The sequence below is a fragment of the Actinoplanes sp. NPDC019969 genome (genome assembly GCF_055562375.1).
In genome coordinates this window covers 1,368,314-1,388,574 of record NZ_JBVHFK010000001.1, presented here as the reverse complement: position 1 = coordinate 1,388,574, position 20,261 = coordinate 1,368,314, and the positions used below count along the sequence as shown (strand labels likewise).

General features: G+C 70.0%; 20 protein-coding genes, 3 tRNA genes and 1 rRNA gene. 10 read left to right on the top strand and 14 right to left on the bottom strand.

What is annotated here, in order from left to right; translation table 11 throughout:
* From ACZ3II_RS06620 to ACZ3II_RS06600, 5 genes are all read right to left on the bottom strand, one after another.
* A 16S ribosomal RNA gene (locus tag ACZ3II_RS06620) occupies positions 1-173 on the bottom strand; the annotation flags it as partial.
* 598 nt (positions 174-771) lie between these two features.
* The gene (locus ACZ3II_RS06615) at positions 772-1,620 is read right to left on the bottom strand and encodes a Rieske (2Fe-2S) protein (protein ID WP_465516565.1); all 849 of its coding nucleotides are present in this window, start codon (positions 1,618-1,620) and stop codon (positions 772-774) included.
* A gap of 36 nt (positions 1,621-1,656) precedes the next feature.
* Positions 1,657-3,009, bottom strand: coding sequence for a dihydrolipoyl dehydrogenase family protein (locus tag ACZ3II_RS06610; RefSeq protein WP_465516564.1), 1,353 nt, complete (start codon positions 3,007-3,009; stop codon positions 1,657-1,659).
* Between the two features lie 219 nt (positions 3,010-3,228).
* Positions 3,229-4,551, bottom strand: coding sequence for a cryptochrome/photolyase family protein (locus tag ACZ3II_RS06605; protein WP_465516563.1), 1,323 nt, complete (start codon positions 4,549-4,551; stop codon positions 3,229-3,231).
* Positions 4,551-5,438: a phytoene/squalene synthase family protein gene (locus tag ACZ3II_RS06600; RefSeq protein WP_465516562.1), complete on the bottom strand. Its 888-nt coding sequence runs from the start codon at positions 5,436-5,438 to the stop codon at positions 4,551-4,553. The genes ACZ3II_RS06605 and ACZ3II_RS06600 overlap by 1 nt, the downstream gene beginning before the upstream one ends.
* Before the next feature lie 109 nt (positions 5,439-5,547).
* On the opposite strand from ACZ3II_RS06600, the gene ACZ3II_RS06595 reads away from it, so the two are divergent.
* The 8 genes from ACZ3II_RS06595 (at position 5,548) to ACZ3II_RS06560 (ending at position 11,443) form a co-directional block, all read left to right on the top strand.
* Positions 5,548-6,579 (top strand): polyprenyl synthetase family protein, encoded by a 1,032-nt coding sequence (locus ACZ3II_RS06595; RefSeq protein WP_465516635.1) that lies wholly within the window; start codon positions 5,548-5,550, stop codon positions 6,577-6,579.
* A 25-nt stretch (positions 6,580-6,604) separates the two neighbouring features.
* Positions 6,605-8,089, top strand: coding sequence for a phytoene desaturase family protein (gene crtI / locus ACZ3II_RS06590; protein ID WP_465516561.1), 1,485 nt, complete (start codon positions 6,605-6,607; stop codon positions 8,087-8,089).
* On the top strand, positions 8,086-8,682 hold the full coding sequence (idi, locus tag ACZ3II_RS06585; protein ID WP_465516560.1) for an isopentenyl-diphosphate Delta-isomerase: 597 nt from the start codon (positions 8,086-8,088) through the stop codon (positions 8,680-8,682). The genes crtI and idi overlap by 4 nt, the downstream gene beginning before the upstream one ends.
* Positions 8,672-9,649, top strand: a complete 978-nt coding sequence (locus tag ACZ3II_RS06580) for a MerR family transcriptional regulator (protein ID WP_465516559.1) — start codon at positions 8,672-8,674, stop codon at positions 9,647-9,649. The genes idi and ACZ3II_RS06580 overlap by 11 nt, the downstream gene beginning before the upstream one ends.
* Before the next feature lie 159 nt (positions 9,650-9,808).
* A tRNA-Glu gene (locus ACZ3II_RS06575) sits at positions 9,809-9,881 on the top strand.
* 56 nt (positions 9,882-9,937) lie between these two features.
* Positions 9,938-10,011: transfer RNA gene (locus ACZ3II_RS06570), tRNA-Asp, on the top strand.
* Between the two features lie 14 nt (positions 10,012-10,025).
* A tRNA-Phe gene (locus ACZ3II_RS06565) sits at positions 10,026-10,102 on the top strand.
* A 774-nt stretch (positions 10,103-10,876) separates the two neighbouring features.
* Positions 10,877-11,443 (top strand): RICIN domain-containing protein, encoded by a 567-nt coding sequence (locus ACZ3II_RS06560; protein ID WP_465516558.1) that lies wholly within the window; start codon positions 10,877-10,879, stop codon positions 11,441-11,443.
* Positions 11,444-11,761: 318 nt separating this feature from the next.
* On the opposite strand, the gene ACZ3II_RS06555 is transcribed toward ACZ3II_RS06560, so the two are convergent.
* The 4 genes from ACZ3II_RS06555 to ACZ3II_RS06540 form a co-directional block, all read right to left on the bottom strand.
* Positions 11,762-12,943: a calcium-binding protein gene (locus tag ACZ3II_RS06555; RefSeq protein ID WP_465516557.1), complete on the bottom strand. Its 1,182-nt coding sequence runs from the start codon at positions 12,941-12,943 to the stop codon at positions 11,762-11,764.
* A 61-nt stretch (positions 12,944-13,004) separates the two neighbouring features.
* Positions 13,005-14,270, bottom strand: a complete 1,266-nt coding sequence (locus ACZ3II_RS06550; protein WP_465516556.1) for a calcium-binding protein — start codon at positions 14,268-14,270, stop codon at positions 13,005-13,007.
* Positions 14,271-14,415: 145 nt separating this feature from the next.
* The gene (locus tag ACZ3II_RS06545) at positions 14,416-15,309 is read right to left on the bottom strand and encodes a calcium-binding protein (RefSeq protein ID WP_465516555.1); all 894 of its coding nucleotides are present in this window, start codon (positions 15,307-15,309) and stop codon (positions 14,416-14,418) included.
* 90 nt (positions 15,310-15,399) lie between these two features.
* Entirely contained in the window at positions 15,400-15,849 is a 450-nt protein-coding gene (locus ACZ3II_RS06540; protein WP_465516554.1) for a permease-like cell division protein FtsX, read from the bottom strand.
* 184 nt (positions 15,850-16,033) lie between these two features.
* On the opposite strand from ACZ3II_RS06540, the gene ACZ3II_RS06535 reads away from it, so the two are divergent.
* Positions 16,034-16,342, top strand: coding sequence for a hypothetical protein (locus ACZ3II_RS06535; protein ID WP_465516553.1), 309 nt, complete (start codon positions 16,034-16,036; stop codon positions 16,340-16,342).
* Between the two features lie 4 nt (positions 16,343-16,346).
* On the opposite strand, the gene ACZ3II_RS06530 is transcribed toward ACZ3II_RS06535, so the two are convergent.
* The 3 genes from ACZ3II_RS06530 to ACZ3II_RS06520 form a co-directional block, all read right to left on the bottom strand.
* On the bottom strand, positions 16,347-17,021 hold the full coding sequence (locus tag ACZ3II_RS06530) for a DUF2786 domain-containing protein (protein WP_465516552.1): 675 nt from the start codon (positions 17,019-17,021) through the stop codon (positions 16,347-16,349).
* A gap of 72 nt (positions 17,022-17,093) precedes the next feature.
* On the bottom strand, positions 17,094-17,483 hold the full coding sequence (locus ACZ3II_RS06525) for a hypothetical protein (protein ID WP_465516551.1): 390 nt from the start codon (positions 17,481-17,483) through the stop codon (positions 17,094-17,096).
* A gap of 50 nt (positions 17,484-17,533) precedes the next feature.
* The gene (locus ACZ3II_RS06520; protein ID WP_465516634.1) at positions 17,534-17,884 is read right to left on the bottom strand and encodes a hotdog fold thioesterase; all 351 of its coding nucleotides are present in this window, start codon (positions 17,882-17,884) and stop codon (positions 17,534-17,536) included.
* Positions 17,885-18,085: 201 nt separating this feature from the next.
* Here ACZ3II_RS06520 and ACZ3II_RS06515 point away from each other — a divergent pair, with 201 nt between their 5' ends.
* Positions 18,086-18,346: a hypothetical protein gene (locus ACZ3II_RS06515; RefSeq protein ID WP_465516550.1), complete on the top strand. Its 261-nt coding sequence runs from the start codon at positions 18,086-18,088 to the stop codon at positions 18,344-18,346.
* A 1-nt stretch (position 18,347) separates the two neighbouring features.
* Here the strand turns inward: ACZ3II_RS06515 and ACZ3II_RS06510 are convergent, their stop codons facing one another.
* Together ACZ3II_RS06510 and ACZ3II_RS06505 are read right to left on the bottom strand one after the other, a co-directional pair.
* Positions 18,348-19,625, bottom strand: coding sequence for a PrsW family intramembrane metalloprotease (locus ACZ3II_RS06510; RefSeq protein WP_465516549.1), 1,278 nt, complete (start codon positions 19,623-19,625; stop codon positions 18,348-18,350).
* Positions 19,622-20,203: a hypothetical protein gene (locus ACZ3II_RS06505; RefSeq protein WP_465516548.1), complete on the bottom strand. Its 582-nt coding sequence runs from the start codon at positions 20,201-20,203 to the stop codon at positions 19,622-19,624. The genes ACZ3II_RS06510 and ACZ3II_RS06505 overlap by 4 nt, the downstream gene beginning before the upstream one ends.
* Between the last annotated feature and the right edge of the window lie 58 nt (positions 20,204-20,261).

The following is a 20,261-nucleotide window of genomic DNA, read 5'->3' as shown; positions in this document are numbered from 1 at the left end:
ATATTCGGTATTAGCCCCCGTTTCCGAGGGTTATCCCAAAGTCTGGGGCAGGTTACTCACGTGTTACTCACCCGTTCGCCGCTCGAGTACCCCGAAGGGCCTTTCCGCTCGACTTGCATGTGTTAAGCACGCCGCCAGCGTTCGTCCTGAGCCAGGATCAAACTCTCCAACAAAATCTGTTGAAAAACTGTCCCGGCAACAATTGAATGTTGCCAAAGGAATCCTCAACCCATCCCGAAGGACAGGCCGGGGTATTGCCATAATTGGCACTGGCTTATCAAGCACCCTGTTGAGTTCTCAAAGAACAACCGCACACCTTCGTTCGCGCCGCTCTCGCGGCCCGCCCCCGGGGCACTCGCTCTACTTTACTAGGCCTTCCCGGCGTTGTCAACCGGTTTATCCCGGTTAACTCCGATCTGCCCTAGTAAGTCCTCTGAGTCAAGCACACAGCTGCGCTGCGGTCTCGAGTTCAGAGGATTTGGCAGGACGGCCGCTGCGGTGTGACCCGCTTGCCTCGCCCGTTTCCCTGCCGGCTCGCAAAACATTACCCGCCGGTTCCCTGCGCTCCAAATCGGGGGTCACCCTCCGACGTTTCCGCTGGTGAAGCGGGTAAAGCGCGTGCAGCGCAGGAAGCCGATGCAGCGGTGAGGAGGAGTAAGGCGAGGGTGAAGCAAGGCGGTGAACAGGCCAAGGCGAGGCGGTGAGCGAGGTGACGTCGGCTGGCAACGGAGCGGAGACACCGAGGGCGAGGTGAGTACGCCGGCCGAAGGACTACGGCCGGCGTACCTCCACCAGACCGTCCCGGACCCGCACCGGCAGCATCGGCTGGTCGTTCGCTGCCGGCCCGTGCACCGCGGCCCCGTCGTCGAGACGGAACGTGCTCCCGTGCCACGGGCACACCACACACCCGTCCCTGACCTCCCCTTCGCTGAGCGGCCCACCCTCGTGCGAGCACCTGTCGATCATCGCCGTCACCTGATCGCCCTGGCGGAACAGCAGCACCGCGGTGTCCCCCACCCGTCGCGCGGCCGGCTTGCCCTCCGGCAGCGACGACAGCGATCCGGCGACGGTCCACTCCTCCGGCACGCGAGCGACCTCGGGCGCCGCGTGGCTGATCCCGGCGCCCTGGGCGTACGAGAGATGTCCTCCCAGGAAGGCGCCGACTCCCGCAACCGAGAGGCCCGCGTAGGCCAGCGCCTTCCCCCGGGTCGTGTGCCCGGTGAGCCGGGACACCAGCGAGCCCGCGTAGAGACCGGTGGCCACCAGGTTGGTGACGGCGTGGACCAGACCGACCCGCCGCCGGTCCTTGGTCAGCTCCGACCAGTCGACCCAGCCGGCGACGGCGGCGGGCAGCACTCCGGCGAGACCGGTGCCGATCAGCGCGGTAGCGGCACGATCCCCGGTACGGGAGGGGAGGGCGTCGAGGAACGCGGCGGAGAGGAACGCGCCGACCGGGACCTGCACCAGCACCGGGTGGAGGGGATGTCCCATCCACGTCCCGTGCAGGAGGTCACGCAGGGTGCGCGGCCGGACGGCCGAGGAGACCGCCGACTGGATTTTGTCGCTGGCGCCGTCGAGGGCGTCGGCCTGTTCGATCCGGGTGAGTGCCTGCCGCAACATGTCTATGGCGGTGCCCACCCGGATCGGGTCGAAACGTCAGGCGAGTGCTTTCAGGGCGTCGCCGATGCCGCGGTGGAAGGTGGGGTACGCCCAGATCTGGCTGAGCAGGGTGGTGATCGGCACCTCGGCGTGGATGGCGACGGCGAGCGCCCCGATCATCTCGCCGCCGGCCGGCCCCACGGTCGTCGCACCGACCAGCACGCCCCGGCTCCCGTCTGCGATGACCTTGATGAAGCCCTCGTTGCCGGGCCCATGGACGAACCCGCGGGAGGTCTGGTCGAGGGGGACGAGACCCACGCGAACGTCGTCGAGCGACGATTTGGCCTGAGCGAGGGTGAGCCCGACCGCGCCGATCTCCGGGTCGAGGAACGTGACGCGGGGCCGGGCGCGGTAGTCGGCGCCGGGTCCGCCCTGGCCGAGGATGTCACGGACGGCGATGTCGGCCTCGTACATCGCCATGTGGGTGAAGTTGCCGTTTCCGGTGACGTCGCCGACCGCCCAGATCCCGTCGGCGGCGCGCATCCGGTCGTCGGTGGTGAGGAAGCGGGCCTGCGGGTCGAGGCCGACGGTGTCCAGGCCGAGGTCGCCGAGGCGAGCGGCCCGGCCGGTGGCGACCAGCAGTTTCTCGCCGGTGACGGTGCTGCCGTCGGAGAGTTCCACGGTGAAGCCGTCGTCGTAGGAGACCTTCGCGGCGCGGACGCCGGTGCGGAGAGTGGCGCCGATCACCGCGGCGGCCACCTCGGAGGATTCCGGCTCCTCCATGGCGAGGATCCGGTCCGAGCCCTCGATGATCGTGACCTGGACCCCGAACCGGGCGAAGACCTGGGCGAACTCGGAGCCGATCGCGCCGCCGCCGAGGATGATCAGGGAGGCGGGCAGGGTGGGGGTCTCGACCGCTTCGCGGTTGGTCCAGTACGGCGTACCGGCCAGCCCGTCGATCGGCGGGATGACGGCCGTGGTCCCGGTGGCGATGACGAGCCCGCGCGCGGCGGCGTACTCCTGCTCACCGACCCGGACCCGCCCGGGCCCGGTGATGACGGCCCGGCCGCGGACGAACGTGGCGCCCTTGCCGGTGAGCCGGTCGACGGCGACCTTGTCGTTCCAGTCGGCGGTGGCCTCGTCGCGGATCCGCCGTGCGACGGGCACCCAGTCGGGTTCGACGGTGGACCGGCCGGCCAGTCCGGGGATGCGCCGCGCTTCGGCGAGGGCGCTGCCGGCCCGGACCATCATCTTCGTCGGGATGCATCCCCAGTACGGGCATTCGCCCCCGACCAGGTTGTGTTCCACGCCGATCACGTCGAGCCCGGCGGAGGCCAGCCGTCCGGCGGCCTCCTCACCGCCCACGCCGAGTCCGACGACCACCACGTCCACGTTCCGTACTTCGCCCATGCCCCTCACCTAACCACCGCGAGGTTTCCTCAAGTGGGCCGAGGCACGTCCGATTCAGAACCCACGCAAGCGGGTCACACCGAGGAACGGCGGCCATGAGGGGGCGATGGCGAGCGTTGGCTGGCGCTCACCATCCTCATGGCCGCCATCGGCGTTACTGGAAAGCCACGGGCCCCGCCGGAAGATGACGTTGACGGACGCAACCGCCGACGGGTCCCGCTACCGCAGCCAGACCGCCTCGTCCCGATGTGACTCCAGTGGGCCGGGATAGCCGAGGCTGCGGAATTCTGTTTCGGGAAGACGCCACGGCTGATGGACCGCGGGACCGTCGATCCCCTTGAGTTCGGGTACGTACCGACGAACGTACACGCCGTCGGGGTCGAACCGGAGCGCTTGCCGAATGGGATTGAACCGCCGGTAGGGCCGGGTGTCGTTGCCGACGCCGGCGGTCCACTGCCAGTTCCCCGAGTTGTTCGGCACGTCGCCGTCGAGCAGCCAGCGGAAGAACCACCGGACCCCGAGCCGCCAGTCGATGCCGAGGTGTTTGGTGAGGAACGCGGCGGTGATCAGGCGGGCCCGGTTGTGCATCCAGCCCTCGTCGCGCAGCTGGCGCATCCCGGCGTCGACGATCGGCACCCCGGTGAGCCCGTCCTGCCAGTGCTGGAGGGCGTCGTCGTCGTAGCGCCAGTCCCGGTCGCCTGCCGGGCGCAGGGCCTCGGTCGACAGCTTCGGGTACACCCGGGCGACCTGGTAGTAGAAGTCGCGCCAGCAGAGCTGACGGACGAAGGCGTCGGCGTCCTGCTTGCGGGCCGTCTCGGCGACGGTCAGCGGAGAGACACAACCCCAGCGGAGGTACGGGCTGAGCCGGCTCGTGGCATCCCCGGGCATGTCGTCGTGCGCGTCCCCGTACCCCGCAAGCTCTTGCCCCGACCACAGCGAGAGCCGCCGCCGCGCCGCTGTCTCGCCACCCTCCGCCGCATGCGGTGAATCTCCGCCGGGGGTGTCCGGGAGCCGCCCGGGGTCCAGGCCGTCCGGCAGCGTCAGGCGCTCCGGGGCCGGCAGCTCGGCCCGCCGCCGCACCCCCGACCAGACCCGGAAGTAGGGGGTGAAGACCTTGTAGCACTCGCCGCCACCGCCCGGGCGGATCGCGCCCGGGTCGACGACGGTGAGCCCGGGGTGCAGGTGGAGGCCGATCCGGTGGTGGCCGGTCTCGTCCCGGAGGCGACTTTCGCGGCGCCGGGCGTGCCCGCTGACGTCGGCGGCCACGTGGATCGTGTCGGCGCCGGTGTCGCGGGCCGCCCGGACGGCTTCGGTGACCGGGTCGCCGTGGCGCACGACCAGGTCACCGCCGATGTTCCGCAGGTTCTCCCGAAGGTCGGCGAGGCTCTGGTGGAGGAATCGGGTCCGGTTCGGCGAGAGGCCGGCCAGTTTCGGGTCGAGGACATAGAGGGGTACGACCCGGTCGGCGCGGCAGGCCGCGGTGAGCGCCGGGTTGTCGTGGACGCGTAGGTCCCGGGTGAGCAGGACGACCGCGGTCCGCATCACGCCGCCAGATGGACCGGGGTGCCGGGCCGGGTGAGCAGGCTGCGCACGGCGACGGCGGCCCGGCGGCGATTGGGGACGGTGGCGCGGCGGCCGAAGACGTCGTAGTCGATCGCCTCGATCTCGTCGAGGATGCCGCCGTAGAGCTGGAAGGCGGTGCGCATGCAGGCCTGGGAGGCGGGTTCGAGCAGCGGGATGCCGGGGGCGGCCAGCGCGTAGTGCTCCCGGGCCCGGGTCACCTCGGCCTTGATCAGCGCTTTGATCGCCGGGGTGGCGACGCGGTCGCGCAGCGTACGGCGGGTCACCCCGAACTCGGCGAGGTGTTCCTCGGGCAGGTAGATCCGGCCACGGTCGAGGTCCTCGGCGATGTCCCGGATGAAGTTGGTGAGCTGGAAGGCGAAGCCGAGCTGGCGGGCCGGCTCGCGGGCGGCGACCGGGTCGGAGGACCCGAGGATCGGCAGCATCATGGTGCCGATCACGGCTGCCGAGCCTTCCATGTATTCGAGTAGATCGTCGTATGTGGGGTAGGCGGTGACGGTGAGATCCATCGCCATGCTGTGCAGGAACTTCTCGAAGTCGACCAGATCCAGGTCGAAGACCGCGATGGTGTGCAGCACCGCGGGCAGCAGCGGGTCGTCGACGGGTTCGCCGCGGAGCCCGGCCATGAAGTGGCCGGCCCACTCGGTGAGCACCGCGGCGCGTTCGGCCGAGGGCCGGGACTCGGTGCGGTCCACGATTTCGTCCGCATATCGGGTGAATCCATAGAGGGCGTGCACATGCCGTCGCTTCCACGCCGGTAGCAACCGGGTCGCGAGGTAGTACGTCCGTCCGTGCTCTCGGTGCAGTTCACGGCAGCGCTCATAGGCGGCTGCCAAATCGGTCTCCATGCCGGGCCCTCCGGTCAAAATCGACGCACGAATCGACGCAACTTCCAGAAGTTAGGGTACGGTACTGAGCGTGGCCAATCACACCCTCGAGGGAAATCGCCTTGAAGCGATCCCCCGCCAGCCGGTTTCGCACCGAGCGTTGATCAGCGCCGTCGAGGGGACGCTGGCCGACTTCCTCGCCTGCCAGATCCCGGCTCTCGACACCGTCGACCCCGCCCTCGGCGGATTCGCCCGTACCGCTCGTGACCTGGTCATGGCCGGCGGCAAGCGGGTCCGCCCGACGTTCGCGTACTGGGGCTGGCGCGGCGTCGCCGGCACCGGCGAGACACTCGAAGCGGTCTTACCCGCTCTCGGTGCGCTCGAACTCATGCACACCTTCGCGCTCGTTCACGACGACCTGATGGACCGCTCGGAGACCCGGCGTGGCCGGCCCACCGCGCACCGGATCTTCGCGGCGCAGCACGGCGACCGCTTCGGCGACTCCGCCGGCATCCTGATCGGCGACCTCTGCCTGGTCTGGGCCGACCAGCTGCTGGCCCGGGTCGCGCTGCCCGCGGCGGTCCAGCTCGAGGTGCGCGCCCGGTACGACCGGATGCGCATCGAAGCCATCGCCGGGCAGTACCTGGACGTCCTCGGCGAGACCGACCCGGCGTCCTGGTCGGTGGAACGGGCCCTGGTGGTGGCCCGGCACAAGACCGCCAGCTACACGGTGCAGTGGCCGCTCGGGTTCGGCCTGGCCCTGGCCGCCGGCATGGACCACCGGATCGAGGAGGCCTACCAGACGTACGGCATCGCGGTCGGCGAGGCGTTCCAGCTGCGCGACGACCTGCTCGGGGTGTACGGCGACCCGGCCGTCACCGGCAAGCCCGCCTGCGACGACCTGTCCACCGGCAAACCCACCACTCTGCTCATGCTGGCCCGGCAACTGGCCACCTCCGGGCAGCTCGACGAGCTGGCGGTGGCCGGCATCGCCCGGCAGGCCGAGATCATCGCGGCCACCGGGGCGCCCGCCGAGCTCGAGGAGATGATCCGGGTCCGGGTCGCGGAGGGCATCGCCGCGATCACCGACGCCCCGATCCGCCTCGACGCGAAGACCGCCCTGATCGACCTGGCCACCGCCGTCACCGACCGCCCAGCATGATGAACCTTATTTTTGGAGTCGTAACGTGCGAACAGTGACCGGACCCACCGACCGGGTCGTCATCGTCGGCGCGGGCCTCGGCGGTCTCGCCTGCGCGCTGCACCTCGCCGCGGCCGGCCGGCAGGTCACCGTGGTCGAGCGGGAAACGGTGCCCGGCGGGCGGGCCGGGCGGCTGTCCGCCGAGGGGTACGAGTTCGACACCGGCCCCACCGTGCTGACCATGCCCGAACTGATCGCCGAGCCGATGGAGGCCGTCGGCGAGAACCTCAGCGACTGGCTGGAACTGACCCCCCTCGACCCGGCGTACCGGGCGTACTACCCCGACGGCTCCACACTCGACGTGCGGACCGACACCACCCGGATGGCCGCCGAGATCGCCCGCGTCTGCGGCGCCCGCGAAGCCGACGGGTACCTGCGCTTCGTCGACTTCTCCCGGCAGCTCTGGCAGCTGGAACGCGACCACTTCATCGACAAGAACCTCGACACCCCGTTCGACCTGGTCAACCTGAACCTGCTCAAGCTCCTCGGGATGGGCGCGTTCCGGCGGCTGCAGCCGAAGATCGGCGAATACTTCCGCGATCCCCGTACCCAGCGGATCTTCTCCTTCCAGGCGATGTACGCCGGGCTCGCCCCGCACGACGCGCTCGCCGTCTACGCCGTCATCGCGTACCTCGACTCGGTCGCCGGCGTCTTCTTCCCCAAGGGCGGCATGCACGCCGTCCCGAAAGCGCTGGCGAGCGTCGCCGAGAAACACGGCGTCACCTTCCGTTACGACACCACCGTCGAGAAGGTCACCACCGCCAACGGCCGCGCCACCGGCGTGCTCACCTCCGGCGGCGAACACATCCAGGCCGACGTGGTGGTGCTCAACCCGGACCTGCCGGTCGCCTACCGCGACCTCCTGCCGCCCCGGCGCAGCCTCCGCCGCCTGAAGTACTCACCGTCGTGCGTGGTGCTGCACATCGGCTCCCACCAGTCCTACTCCAAGATCGCCCACCACAACATCCACTTCGGGTCGGCGTGGAAGGGCACCTTCGACGAGGTGATCCGTAAAGGTCTCCTGATGAGCGATCCCTCCCTGCTCGTCACGAACCCGACGCACACCGACGCCACGGTCGCGCCCGACGGACGGCAGACCTACTACGTCCTCGCGCCCACCCCGAACCTGGTCGACGGGCCGATCGACTGGCGGGGCGGGATGGACAAGCGGTACGCCGACGAGCTGCTGCGCGTACTGGAACAGCGCGGCTACGTCGGCTTCCGGGACGGCGTCGAGGTGCAGCGGATCATCACGCCCGCCGACTGGGCCGACGACGGGATGGCCGCCGGAACACCGTTCGCGGCCTCGCACACCTTCACCCAGACCGGCCCGTTCCGGCCGTCCAACATGCACCCCACCCTGCCGAACGTGGTCTTCACCGGCTCCGGCACCCAGCCCGGCGTGGGCGTGCCGATGGTGCTGATCTCCGGGAAGCTGGCGGCCGGCCGGATCACCGGGGGCAGCGCGTGACCACCCGCTCCCGCGAGGCCGACCTGGTGGAACTCGTCGACGATCGGGGCGGGTACACCGGCACCGCCACCGTCCAGGACGCGCACGAGGCGCCCGGGATGCTGCACCGGGCGTTCTCGGTGTTCCTGCGCGACCCGTCCGGGCGGGTGCTGCTGCAGCAGCGGGCCGCGGTGAAGACCCGGTTCCCGCTGCGGTGGGGCAACACCTGTTGCGGGCATCCGGTCCCCGGTGAGGACATCGCCGTCTCCGCGGGCCGGCGCATCACCGAGGAACTCGGCGTCACCCCGGTGACGCCGCTGCGGGAGGTCGGCGTCTACGTGTACTTCGCCACCGACCCGGTCACCGGCCGGGTCGAGCGGGAGTACGACCACGTGCTCCTCGGCGAGGTGCCGGGCGGCACCGAGTTCCGGCCCGACCCGGGCGAGGTGGCGCGGCTGCGCTGGGTTTCCGTCGACGACCTGCGGCGGGAACTGGAGGCGACGCCGGAGACGTACGCCCCCTGGCTCAGCGGCGTGACCGCACGCCTGGCCACCCACCTGTCCTCCTCCTCTTCGTCCTCCTCCTCGTCAGCGGAGGGGCAAGGTGAGCGTTGACGGGCTGAGCGCGGGCGCGGCCGCGCGCCGGCTCGGCGTCGCGGTGACCACGTTGCGCACGTGGCATCAGAGGTACGGGCTGGGTCCCAGCCGGCACGAGCCGGGCCATCATCGGCGGTACACCGTCGAGGACATGGTCCGGCTCCAGGTCATGCAGCGGCTCACCGCGCAGGGCGTCTCCCCCGCCGAAGCCGCCGCCTGGGCGCGCCGTTCCCCTTCCGCGGACGCCGCTTCCCCACCCGCCGCCGCTGATCCCGCGGCTTCGTTGTTCGCGGGGGACGCCGCCACCGTGATCGCCGGGGAGCACCCGATGATCGGTGGCCCGGCCGGCGGTGGTCAGGCGATCCCTCTCGGCCCACGAGCAGACCCCGCCGCCCGGGGCCTCGCCCGCGCCGCCATGCGCCTGGACATGCCGTCCATGCGCCACATCCTCGAACAGGCGATCATCGGCCGTGGCGTGATCTCCACCTGGGAACACGTGATGATGCCGGTGCTGATCGGAATCGGCCAGCGGTACGAGGCGACCGACCGCTTCGTCGAAGTGGAGCACCTGCTCTCCCGCTCGGTCACCGAGACACTCGCCGCGGTGCCCCGGCCGGCCCGGGAACTGGTCGTCCGGGCACTGCTCGCCGCGGCCGACGAGGAACAGCACACGCTGCCGCTGGAGGCGCTGGCGGCCGCGCTGGCCGAGAACGGGGTGCCGAGCCGCCTGCTGGGCGCACGGGTGCCGCCGAGGGCGTTGCTGGACGCGATCGCGCGTACCGGCCCGGCAGTGGTGGTCCTGTGGTCCCAACTGCCCGCCACCGGCGGCGTGGCCCAGCTCGAACGCCTGCTGGATCTGCCGCACCCACCGCTCGTGGTGGCCGCCGCCGGCCCCGGCTGGCCGATGGCCGGCATGCCCCCCACAGTGACCGTGTTGAGCGACCTGGCAGACGCCGTCCGGGTCGTGGCCTCCGCCTGCAAATGACATCCGCCCAGCTCAGAACCGGTTTCGACCCCCCGATTTGAAGATCAGCCGGGGCATCGTATATGTTTTACATGCCTCAAGCGGGGGGCGCGGTTGGGGCCACAACGACCAAGCGTTGCCGATCGCGCAGCCAGCGCGATGTGCAATGATAGCGGAGTTGCCCTCATCGTCTAGTGGCCTAGGACGCCGCCCTTTCAAGGCGGTAGCACGGGTTCGAATCCCGTTGGGGGTACTGGTAAGTTATCGGTCGCAAGCCGGTGACTAACCAAGTTAGAGTTAGACCAGCAAGGTCCTGTGGAGCAGTTGGAGTGCTCGCCGCCCTGTCAAGGCGGAGGTCGCGGGTTCAAGTCCCGTCAGGACCGCAAGTAAAGATCACGGCCAGGTAGCTCAGTTGGTACGAGCGTCCGACTGAAAATCGGAAGGTCGGCGGTTCGACCCCGCCCCTGGCCACCAGGCCCCTCGCCGGGCACTGAGCATCGTCCACCTGCGGAAACGCACGGTGGACGTCTTGCTTTCCGGGGCTGTTCCGCCACCCCGAAGATGACCGCAGAGTCCCATGATCGCTGTCACGAGTCGCACCTTCGCTGCACGGCGATCCGGCCCGATGACCAAAGCTCGCGACGGGCCGACGACACCCGATCCGTGGCCGCCGGCACAGGATGGTGGGCGCGGCGACGCTACTTGACCTTCCGGCTGCGGCAAGCCACGTGGCGTTGCCGCAGCCGGCCGCCGGAAGCCACAATGGCGCCCGGATCACTGGCTCGGCTGACCCGAATGAGCCCGTCACGTCTCCGGTGACGGAGAGGCCATCTGAGATACCGTGCCGGGCCGGGACCTGCACGCCTTCACGTACGGCTTCCACGGTGCACACCCCGACAGACAGATCAGCCGTTACGCCAGCCGATGCCGGGCGGAGCCCTCAACAGACCGGGCCGCAGGGTCTTGACCCCGAAAAAGCCGATTCGACAGAGATTCCCCGATGCCTGTTCAAATGTAGGCAAATCCAATGCCCGGCGATCCGGATTTGCCTACATCGGGTAGGAGATCGACCACATATCTCGAAGAAGCCAAATCACGTGATTATGCCGTTAGATGTGAAACTGATCATGTCAATTCGGGCTTGACGCCAAACGCGACACCTCTCCCCGCGATAGCTGCGCAACATGGCGAACATCAAATCGTCCACAATTTTCTTGACGAATCCTGTGACGTTCCTAAGAATGCTGGTTGTCGATCAAGCCGGGGTATTTCACCCGCTCCATCATTCGGGGGACCATTTTGATTTCTCTGGTACAGAGAGCCCTGCTCGCACTTGCGGTGGTGTGTTCCGCTGTCTTCGTCGCGTCTCCCGCACAGGCCGCGACCTATCACACCCTCAAGCACCGATCCACGAACGAATGCCTGGAGGCTGTGCAGAGCAGCGCGGGAGCCCCGCTGTCCAACCGCGGCTGCAACAACGGATCGGGGCAGGACTGGGAAATCCAGTACCGCACGGTCAGCGGTACCACCAAGCCGGTCGTCAAGCTGCGAAACGTCCGTTTCAACCTCTGCGTGGACAGCGGTGTCGAGAACCCGGTGGACGTCGGTCACCTCGTCGCCAATTCCTGCAACGGCGGGGAGTACCAGCTGTGGGAGGTTCACAAGAACGGCTCTTACTGGGTCTTCAAGAGCTGGGGCCGGTGGAAGAAGCACGGCACTCACCGCTGCATCAAGACCGATGCCGTTAACCACCCCAGCTTGGTCACCTGCGCCAGCGGTAACGCCAACCAGAACTTCACGCCGGTTCGTTCCTGAACCGTACTGTTGATGCAGGGAAACACATGACGGGCCCGGCGGCCGATGACCGCCGGGCCCGTTCTCTCGTAGGGCAGGCACGTCACGAGGACTGGCGTCGTCGACCGAAGGCGCAGTCAGTGATTCGCGCGATCTGCTTGAGCAGGCGCGACAGCCGAAGTACGTGACGGGCGCCGACTGGCCTTCTTGAGGCCGCAGTCATGAAGCTTCAGCGGGGCGGCTGTCGCACACGGCATTGCGGACGCTGACAGAAAAGCGATGGCTACGCGAACACCGGCCGGTGCGGCGGCCCCGGACGATGGCCGGGGCCGCCGCGGCTCACTCGCAGCCGAGCTGGGTGCTGGCTGCGCCCAGGTAGCAGGTGTCGGTGTCCGCGCCGCCGTCGGCCCAGTCCTTCTCGGTGTCGGACTGGTCGTCGGCGAAGTAGCCGGTGCCGCCCAGGTGGTCGTCGCCGAGGCCACCGAGGAGCCGGTCGTCGCCCGCGTCGCCGGTCAGCCAGTCGTTGCCCGCCGCGCCGTTCAGCAGGTCGTTGCCGTCGTCGCCTTCGAGCCAGTCGTCGCCGGCGTCGCCGTAGACGGAGTCGGCGCCGGACAGGCCGTAGACATGGTCCTTGCCGTCGCCGCCGGAGACGATGTCGTTGCCCATGCTGCCGTTGATGAAGTCGTCGCCGGCGTCGCCGTAGATGGTGTTGCCGGTCGAGTTGGACGCGGAGATGAGGTCTTTCCCGGCGCCACCGCGGATGAAGTTCTTGCCGCCTCGGGCGTCGATGGAGTTGTCGCCGGCGCTGCCGAGGATGATGTCGTCGCCGTTGCCGCCCCACACGTTCTCGACGTCGGCGGCGATGGTGTCGTTCTCGCCCTTCTCGCCGTCGCCGGCCTTGCCGTCGAGGCTGATGGTGACGCCCCTGGTGCGGCTGGAGTAGGAGACGGAGTCGTCGCCGGCGTTGCCCTGGAGCAGGTCGGCGCCGGCCTCGCCGTCGAGCAGGTCGGCACCGTCGCCGCCGTAGAGGGCGTCGTTGCCGGGGCCGCCGTACAGCGACTCGCTGCCGGCGCCACCGTAGAGCCTGTCGTTACCGGCACCACCGTGGAGCTTCTCGTGCATGATGCCGCCGCCACCGCCGAGGGTGTCGTTGCCGTCGCCGCCGTACGCCAGGATCGGCAGGTCGGTGCGGTGGAAGATGCCGTCGTTCTGGTCGCCGGAGCTGACCACGACGAGGGTGGGCGCTGCCGCGGTGGTGCAGGCCACCCGGGTGACGTCGCTGCCGACCCGCTTGCAGCCGGCGCCCGGCGTGACCGCGACCACGTCGTCGAAGGTGACGACGCGGCCGGCTCGGGTCACGGTGATCCAGTTGGCCGCGCCGGCGCCGCCGTAGAAGTAGACCGTGGTGCCGGTCACCTTCGCGGCCCCGGCGGCGGCGGCCGCCTGTGCGGGCGGGGCGAGGAGAGTGGCCGATCCGATCGCCGCGGCGGTGACGCCGAGGGCGAGGTTCTTCAGATTCACAGCGGTGATCATAGAACGCTACCGTTACGGCGCGCTGCCCCGATCCGGCGCGGGCCGGTGTCTACCGCTTGGCGAACTTCGGGCGGAGCAGGCCTTCCACAGCGTCGTGGCGGGCGGCCGCCGAGAGGGTCTGCGGGATCGTGTTCGACTCGCAGTTCACCACCGTGGAAAGGGGGGTCACCAGGCAGGCGTCGCCGGTGACGTGGTTGCCGCCGTCGACGCGGTCACGGGCGGCCGGGTCGCCGTCCGCCGTCGGCACACCGTCCACGATGGAGATCGACTCGCCGCCCAGCACGTCGTCGGCATCACCGCCGGAGACGAGGTCGTTGCCGGCCTCGCCGAGGATGATGTCGGCGGAGGCGCCCCCGTACAGGGAGTCGGCGCCGCCCTCACCGTAGAGGTAGTCCTCTCCGTTGCCGCCGGAGATGATGTCGTTACCGGTCCCGCCCCAGATGTCGTCGACGCCGTCCTCGCCGTACAGGGTGTCGTTGCCGTTGCCGCCGTCGATCTTGTCGCCGTACGCCTCACCCTCCTCGACGTACTGGCCCGCGCCGCCGTAGACGCGGTCGTTGCCGTCCTCGCCCTCGATGTAGTCGGAGCCTGCCGCACCGGAGATGGTGTCGTCGCCGGCGCCGCCGTACAGCTCGTCGTCGCCCACGTCGCCGTAGATCGCGTCGTTGCCGGACTCGCCCTCGATCTGGTCGTTGCCGAGGCCACCGGCGAGGAGGTCGTTGCCGGTGCTGCCCCAGACGGTGTCGTTGCCCTCGTACCCGTAGGCCCGGTCGTTGCCGGTGCCCGCGGAGATCGCGTCGTTGCCCGCCCCGCCGCTGATCGTGTCGTCGCCGCCCTCACCGAACAGCCGGTCGTTGCCGACGCCACCGTAGATCGCGTCGTTGCCGGCGCCGCCCTGCAGCTCGTCCGCGCCGGTGCCACCGCTGAGGGTGTCGTTGCCGGCCCCGCCGGCAGCCAGCATGGAGACCGCGGTCTTGTTGACGACCCGGTCGTTCATGTCGCCCAGCGAGACGTTGAGCTTCGCGGTCCTGGCCGACGTCGTGCACTGCACCTTGGTGGAGTCGACCCGCTTGCAGCCGCTGCCGGCCTGCAGCGGGACCGTGTCGTCGAGCGTGACGGTCCGGCCGGAGATCGTGATGGTGAGCGCGTTGGCCTTGCCGAGCAGGGCCTGGAACTGCACGGTGCCGGTCCCGACGACCTTCGCCAGGCCTGCGGTGGCCGCCTGGGCCGGCGCGGCGGTGAACAGGGAGACGGTGGCGACCGCGAGCGCGGAGGCACCGATCGCGGACAGGGCGCGGCGAGTGATCAGTGGCATCGGGGCGTTGCTCGTTTCCGGGATGACGATCATGAAGGTCCCGGGATCGTAGAACGGTACCGTCTCGGCGCACCTCGACCGTACGGCTGAAAAGAAACGGCCCGGCGACTCCGCCGGGCCGTTCCAGGAAGCAGTGCGATGGGGATCAGGCCACCGCGGTGTAGTACTCGCAGCCGGAGTTGACGGTCTTGGCCGACCGCAGGCAGATGTCCGCGCCGGCGCCGGCGTAGAGGCCGTCCCGGGCGGTGGCCGACGGGCTGGAGACGACCGCGTTGCCGACCTTCTTGTAGTTCTCGGCGATCAGCTTGTCGTCGCCGGCCTCGCCGCCGATGCTGTCGTTGCCGGTGCCACCGAGGATGTAGTCGTCGCCGGCGCCGCCGTAGACCAGGTCGTTGCCCGCGTCACCGAGCACGGTGTCGTTGCCGGCGCCCGCGTAGATCCGGTCGTTGCCGTCCTGACCGTGGATCAGGTCGTCGGCGCCCGCGGTGGAGATGTAGTCGCTGCCGGGGCCCGCAACCACGTAGTCGTAGCCGGTGCCGCCGTAGATGTAGTCGTGGCCGACGTCGCCCCACAGCTCGCCCTGGCCGTTGCGGCCGAGCAGCTTGTCGTTGCCGGCGCCGCCCTGGAGCTGGTCGCGGCCCCAGCCGCCGATCAGGGTGTCGTCGCCGTTGGCGCCGCCGGCGAGCATGAACACGCCGGTGTCGTTGCGCACGTAGTCGTTACGGTCGCCGACCCAGACGTCGAGGCGCGCCGTGGCGGCCGAGGTGGTGCAGCGCACCTTCGTCGAGTCGACGCGCTTGCAGCCGGCGCCGGCCGTGAGCGCGACCTGGTCGTCGATCGTGACGGTCCGGCCGGAGATGGTGAGCACGACCGCGTTGGACACACCCATCAGCGCCCGGAACTCGACCCGGTTGGTGCCGATGACCTTGACGATGCCGGAGGTGGCGGCCTGCGCGGGCGACGCCAGCACGGCGGTGGAGGCGACGACGGCGGCCGTGGCGCCGAGGGCGGCCAGAGTCCTGCGGAAAATGACGTTCATGGAGAACCCCCCCGTTAGAAGTCTTCGGAAGCGCACAGGACGATACCGTTCCGCCGCAACCGCAAAGACATTGACATGGATCCCGGCGGTTCAACAAGCCACTTCGGCGCCCCATCGCCCGTCGGCGGGGCGAAGAACCACCCGAATCCGGTCCACGCCGGACAGCTTGCGGATGCCGGGTATCGGGCCGCAGTCGAAGTTGCGGCCGACCGCTGTCAGGTGCAGCGACTCCGGCATCGTCTCCGGTTCGATGCCCTCGAGCTGTCCGGGGTCCTGGGTGTGCTTCTTGCGCAGCTTCTCGTACGCCTCCTGCCGCGTCTCGAGCCGCACCCCGTCGCGGGCCGGCAGCGCCCCGAGCGCGTTCTGGACCGCACCGCGCTGCCGCTCGTCCGCGTCCGGATGCAGGAACACCGATACGGCGAACTCACGCTCGGGCGCGTATCGCCAGCCGGACAGCAGCATCGCCGAGGTGGAGGCGATCGAGCCGAGGACGAGTGCGCCCGCGGTGACCCCGAGAAGCATCATCGGCCGGCGTCGCACGGGGGGATCCTCGGTCGTCCATGGGCCGTCGTCGGTCGGGTGTGGATCGGTCATGATCCGCAAAGCTATCTCAGCGCATCGACATCCCGGTGCCCACTCCGTCACGCAGGGTCTTGATGGGCTTCGCCCGGTACATCAGAGTGTTGTCGGGATCGGTCACATTGACACGTGAGGAGGCGCCGTCGTGGACGACTTCACCAATGATGCCGAACAGGCTGCGTACGCCCTGGCCGAGGCGCTCAGCGAGAAGGCCCTCTCCTGCATGAAGTACGCGGAGGAGGCGGCGGACGCGTTCCGTTCCGGGAAGATGGCGATGCGCCGGCAGTTCAAGGCGCGCGGGCTGTCCGAGGCCGAGGCGGACATCCGCTATTCCGGCACGTCACAGGCGGCCCGGTCGATCGCCGACAACGACTTCTTCATGTCACAGGCGTCGATGTACAACAACGCGGCCGCCGCGCAGTACGCGAAAGCCCTTTATCTGAAAAACAAGTGAGCCGTCACGATCGGGTGACCTCGGCGCCGCCCAGATGGGCGTTCTGCCCGGCCTGATAGCCGCGGTACAGCCCGGTGCCCTGCAAGCGCCGCGGCCGCATCCGGGACAGCTGGGGATAGATCTCGTCACGTCGGCGCTCGACCAGGTCGGTCCGGTCGGCCAGCACGAGTTCGGCGCCGGGTGTCTCCGCCGCGGCGGACCGCTCCGCGTCCCACAGTCGTATGCTGATCGCCTGGGTGTACCCGACCATCCAGGACCGGCGGTAGGCGGCCGCGTGCTCGCCCCACGGCACCGGGCTCGCGACCAGCCCGTGCGCGGCCTGCACCAGCAGTGAGGTGAACAGCAGCTCGACCCGCTCCAGATCGGCCGAGTGCCCGAAGAGGTGGCTGCGTGCCAGGCTCCGGCGCTCCAGGTGGACGACGCGGCAGCGCATCGGCGCGGCCACGGCGGCGAGCAGCCCCGCCTTCTCCCGCGCGTAGGGCGCGTCGAGGGTGATCACCCGGTCCCCGACCGGGTCCACCGCCGGGTCGGTGACGGCGAGCATGGCCTGGTCGATGCCGTACTTCGCGATCAGCTCGGCGGCTTTCGCGGTGAACGCCTCGGCTTCGCCGGGCGTGCAGGCCGGGTCCTCGGCCATGGCGAGCAGCTTGCGGACGCGGGCCAGCAGAGGTTCGGACATCAAACCATTCTGCGGTACGGCGTACGCCTGCTCCGGTGGCCTGTGGACAACCGCAGTGGCCGAACGCCCGACTCAGGCGGCCCGGTGCCGCAGGGTGGCGACCGTGGAACCGGCCAGGGCGAGCAGGCAGTCGGGCAGCGTGCCGTCCGCGATCGCCGCGCCGAACAGCGCCTCGCCGGTGGGGAAGTCGCCGTTCACATACGCGCTGACGAACCGTGCGACCCAGCGCTTGTCATACCGTGCGTCGTCGATCCCGGGGAACTCCAGCGTCCACGCGCCGCCCGCCGGGAACTGCCCGACCATGGTGGCCGCGAGGCACCAGGCGACATCCCAGGCACCGACGACGCCCTCCCGGTCGACGACGGCGTCGAAGGTGTCGGCCACAGCCGTGCTGTCGCCGCTGAGCGCACACTGCAGAACCTGCGCGGCGTCGTCGAATGCGGTCTGTGGTACTTCGGTCACGTTGGAAAAGGTACGTCGGCCGCGCAAGGATCGCACGGCGACGTGGGATTTCAGGCGCCCCGCAGCAGACAGGTGATGCGAGCGGTGCAGACCCGCTCGCCGGACTCGTCGGTGAGGACCACCTCGTACGTCGCCACGGCACGTCCCCGGTGCACCGGAACGGCCACGCCGGTGACCAGACCGGAGCGGGCCGCCTTGTGGTGGGTGGCGTTGATGTCCACCCCGACGGCGAACGGCCGGTCCACGGTCTGCCCGTGCAGCACCGCGCCGACCGACCCGAGCGTCTCGGCGAGCACACAGGAGGCGCCCCCGTGCAACAGCCCGTACGGCTGGGTGTTGCCCTCGACGGGCATGATGCCTACGACCCGTTCCGCGCTGGCCTCGGTGATCTCGATACCCATCCGCTCCGCGAGAGCACCGCCGCCGCCGCTGGTGAACAGGTGTTGCTTGCCGTCCTCAGCGATATCCACGTCGGCGTACGTTACGCCCGTCACCGGTGGCGACCAGCGACAACCGTCACAGGACCGGGGACTGATCGATTGAACCGCTGGGTACTGAGCCGGGTCGACCGGCCGCCGGCGGTGGCCTAAGAGAGGAGCACCATGAGCGACCCGCAGGACATCGAGACCCCGCAGATCGTGGAGACCCGCGGCAACGACCGTGTCGACCTGCTCACCAGCGACGCGAACGGCGACGGCCGTACCGACGTCTGGGTCTCCGACACCGACGGCGACGGCAAGCCCGACCTCTACCAGTTCGACACCGACGGGGACGGCAAGGTCGACGTGACCATGGTCGACCTGGACGAGGACGGCACCCCCGACCACATCGTCGACGGCGACGGCGGCCTGCCGCCCGCCTGAGTCACCCACCGCCCAGGGCGGACAGCACCACCCAGAGCACCGCGATCGCCAGCAGCGCGGAGCCGGCGGTGGAGGCGGTGTGCCGCCAGGACCGTGCCCCCTCGACCGCCTCCGGGTGGCCGAGGGCGGCGAGGGCGGCCCGACGCGTCCGCACCTCTTCGGCCCGGTCGTCCACCCGGGCGGCCAGGGCCGGGTCGGCGGTGGCCCGGCTCAGCTCGACGGCGAGGGCGGCCTGGGCACGTTGCAGTCGCCGTACCGCCGCCCGGGCTCCTCGCCCCGCGCTCGCCGCGGCGTGCCGCCGGGCCGCACCCCGGCGGGAACCGGAACCCAGCACCCGCAGCTCGCTCTCGGTGATCAGCTCCCGGTCGCGGACCGTGGCCAGCATCGCCACGTAGTACGCCGCCTCCCTGTCGTGCGCCCGCCGCACCAGGTGGAGGACCAGCAGTAACGGCGGCATCCCCTTGAACAGCAGCACCGCCAGCAGTGCGGGCGCGCCGTCACCGAGCCCGTCCCGCAGGAGCGGGGAGTTCCACAGCGAGTGCGAGGCCCAGGCGGCCAGCAGAGCGAGCCCGGCGACCGTGACCCGGCGCCCACGGCTGCGGTCGCGGCGGACCACCAGGTAACCGATGCCGGCCCCGGCCAGCGCGCCGAACAGGGTGTGGCTCCACACCCCGGCGAGGAACCCGCGCACCAGGAACGTGGTGATCACCGGTTGCACCCGGTCACCCTCCCCGGCCAGTTGCACCGCTCCGACCGCGAAGACCACGTCCTCGACGATCTGGAAACCCAGCCCGACCAGCGCGCCGTAGACGATGCCGTCCAGCACGCTGTTCACCTGGGTCCGGGCGATCAGCACGACCGCCACCACACCGAGGGTCTTGGCGATCTCCTCGACCGTGGGCCCGGCCAGGGCGGCGCCCCACTCGGCGGCCAGGGCGGGCGAGCCGAGTTTGGCGATCAGATTGTCCAGGGCGGTGCTGCCGGGGATGGAGACGCTGGTGGCGACCAGGCCGCCCCAGGCGAAGGCGAGCACCCGCAGGCCGGCCGGTTCCCGTTCCAGGAAGTCCAGTTCCGAGACGAAGAGCCAGAAGGGTACGGCCAGCAGCGCGAACATCGCGATCGCGGTGACCGTGGCGACCGGGTAGCTGGTCAGGAACAGTGCCGCGAATTGCGACATCCGCACCGCCCCGGCCGCGAGCAGCAGGATCACCACCCAGAACGCGGGCTGCCGTACGAACGCGGCCGGCCGGGTCACCCCCGGCAGGACCTCCTCGCTCATGCGCCCGTCTCGTAGCGCAGGCTGCGGGTGCTGGCGTCGATGGCGGGCAGGACCTGTTCCAGGTCGGCGTCGTCGCCGCTGACCGTCACCTCGATGATCAGCCCGTGGGCGACGAAGACCGCGTACCGCCCGTCCCGGTCGCCGGCGGTGTATCCGCCCTGGACCCCGGCCAGCCCACCGGCTGTGGAGACGGCGAGCTGGGTGCCGCTGACCTGGTGACCGGCGATGCCGGTGAGGCGTTGCCGCAACCGGACGGCGGCCGCGGTCAGGTCGCCGGCGAAGGGCTCGACCTCGATCGCGTACCGCACCCGGTCGAGCCGGAAGAGGACCGTCCCGCGGTCGTGGCCGGGACGGGTGCCGGTCACGTCGAGGTCGGCGCCGTGCGGCGGCACGACCGTGACGCCGGCCGCCACGGGGTAGGGCTGACCGGAATCGACCGGCCGCCCGGCCGGCACGGCGCGGTCCAGCGCGGGCAGGCCGAAGGCGAGACCGGCCAGAATCGATGCCAGCGCGAGGGCGGCGGGCAGGCTGAGGGTGCCGGGAAGATCAGTGAGATGACGCCGAGTGACCCTCCCCATCCGTCCAAGTTAACGGCGGTTCCGGCTCGCTGTCCGGCGAACGGGTGACCGGCCACAG

What these genes read in the sequence shown, in the direction of transcription:
- ACZ3II_RS06615 (WP_465516565.1), bottom strand. Translation starts at nt 1,620, where the DNA reads ATGTTGCGGCAGGCACTCACCCGGATCGAACAGGCCGACGCCCTCGAC.
- ACZ3II_RS06610 (WP_465516564.1), bottom strand. Translation starts at nt 3,009, where the DNA reads ATGGGCGAAGTACGGAACGTGGACGTGGTGGTCGTCGGACTCGGCGTG.
- ACZ3II_RS06605 (WP_465516563.1), bottom strand. Translation starts at nt 4,551, where the DNA reads ATGCGGACCGCGGTCGTCCTGCTCACCCGGGACCTACGCGTCCACGAC.
- ACZ3II_RS06600 (WP_465516562.1), bottom strand. Translation starts at nt 5,438, where the DNA reads ATGGAGACCGATTTGGCAGCCGCCTATGAGCGCTGCCGTGAACTGCAC.
- ACZ3II_RS06550 (WP_465516556.1), bottom strand. Translation starts at nt 14,270, where the DNA reads ATGCCACTGATCACTCGCCGCGCCCTGTCCGCGATCGGTGCCTCCGCG.
- ACZ3II_RS06545 (WP_465516555.1), bottom strand. Translation starts at nt 15,309, where the DNA reads ATGAACGTCATTTTCCGCAGGACTCTGGCCGCCCTCGGCGCCACGGCC.
- ACZ3II_RS06530 (WP_465516552.1), bottom strand. Translation starts at nt 17,021, where the DNA reads ATGTCCGAACCTCTGCTGGCCCGCGTCCGCAAGCTGCTCGCCATGGCC.
- ACZ3II_RS06520 (WP_465516634.1), bottom strand. Translation starts at nt 17,884, where the DNA reads ATGGGTATCGAGATCACCGAGGCCAGCGCGGAACGGGTCGTAGGCATC.
- ACZ3II_RS06515 (WP_465516550.1), top strand. Translation starts at nt 18,086, where the DNA reads ATGAGCGACCCGCAGGACATCGAGACCCCGCAGATCGTGGAGACCCGC.
- ACZ3II_RS06510 (WP_465516549.1), bottom strand. Translation starts at nt 19,625, where the DNA reads ATGAGCGAGGAGGTCCTGCCGGGGGTGACCCGGCCGGCCGCGTTCGTA.
- ACZ3II_RS06505 (WP_465516548.1), bottom strand. Translation starts at nt 20,203, where the DNA reads ATGGGGAGGGTCACTCGGCGTCATCTCACTGATCTTCCCGGCACCCTC.